Annotated in this window: 1 protein-coding gene; it reads left to right on the top strand. The window is 58.1% G+C overall.

Going from position 1 to position 1351, the window contains the following annotated elements; all coding sequences use genetic code 11:
• The first annotated feature begins 306 nt into the window (after window positions 1-306).
• Complete coding sequence (locus tag DAERI_RS21685) at window positions 307-1098, top strand: DUF3825 domain-containing protein (RefSeq protein WP_103131517.1); 792 nt, start codon at window positions 307-309, stop codon at window positions 1096-1098.
• Window positions 1099-1351: the final 253 nt, after the last annotated feature.

The raw sequence follows: 1351 nt of genomic DNA, 5'->3' as shown, positions 1-1351 counted from the left end.
CGCAAGATGCAGGACCGCCTATGACAAAGGGCCAGCAGCTCGGCAAAGTCGCGCGCACAGAAAACGCGCGGCAAGGGAGCCAAGTCCACGCGAGGGCGCAGCGCCAAGGCTAAGAAGTAGCGCAAGACGCACTGAGAAGTTGTTATAGGCTCCAGAGCGGCTCGCCCCGACCATTCTCCTGGCGGCTGGAATTGGTTAGGGGTGAGACCGTGTTTCTGGTCGTCTCGTCACCGGCCATCCCTAGTGGGGTGAACCACGAAACACAGGAGGCCTCTCGATGCCCGCCAGAAATGGTCAAATAGTCTTGTGACGCTCACTAATCTCCCAGAACTTTTACGAGACCTGATCCACATTCCAACTCCCGCTCGCCTGGAGGAACTGGCGCAACTTGCGGAACCAGAGGACTGGAGTTATCAGCACGTTCGCACTCAGGAACAGTACCCTGTCTTGCTCAACTACCTGCGCTACACCTATAAGCGTCTGGCTGAGGAAACCCGACAGCGCCCGCACCAACCCAAAATCGTGACGTCCGACGACGGACAAGCGATGACCTTCAACACTGGCTTAGTCACACCCAATCAGGAGGCGATCTACGCCTTCGCCGCCCCTAACCAACGGCCAGATGCTCAGCCCTGGTTTCTTGTGAGCTGGAGCCGCCGTGGAGAGATGCGAATGAACGCCTTCTCCGCCCTACCAGAGATGGCGCACTATTTCGATGACCCGGCTGTCTTAGTTTTTGACCACCGCAAGGAACTCCGAACGAACGTGGAACACATCATCAGTGACAATAAGGAGCGTTTTCCAGACCCGTACCGGCAGATGGACAATTACCAACTCCAGACCTTTTTGCAGGGCGCGATCATGAACGCTGTCGAGCGAGTACGCCGCAATTACAAGGCCGCGATCCCTCAATACTATTGGGGGCGCGTTCAACTCTTGTTGCCACTCTGCCTGACACGGCCTGGCGTCGCCGACCTCGCGTTGGTTGTTGAGGACTTGGGTGCCTTTTACCGAGCGTCCACCTGTTTAACCCTGGACATGGCATATAACAACGCTCGCCAGTTGGCCCGTCCAGATCGTGACTGGCTCCACCCCTGATTGAGGAAGGCGAATCAACGATTCAGCAGGTGTGGACGGCGGGGGAAGCCGTGATTTCTCCGTATGGGAGGCACATTGGATTCGCCTCCGGGACGCCTAGGCGCTGATCGTCTGTGGGAAGGCGATGGTGGGGGGCCGTCACGGTGTGGTGGACTGCCTGAGCGAACTGCTGGTGGGTGAGTGCGGCGGACTAACGAGGGGTGACGCTCGCTGTGCCACAGTGCCTCATGGGGAGAATCTCGAAGTCAAAACG

Source organism: Deinococcus aerius (genome assembly GCF_002897375.1).
Classification (GTDB): domain Bacteria; phylum Deinococcota; class Deinococci; order Deinococcales; family Deinococcaceae; genus Deinococcus; species Deinococcus aerius.
This window is presented reverse-complemented; position numbering and strand designations above follow the sequence as displayed.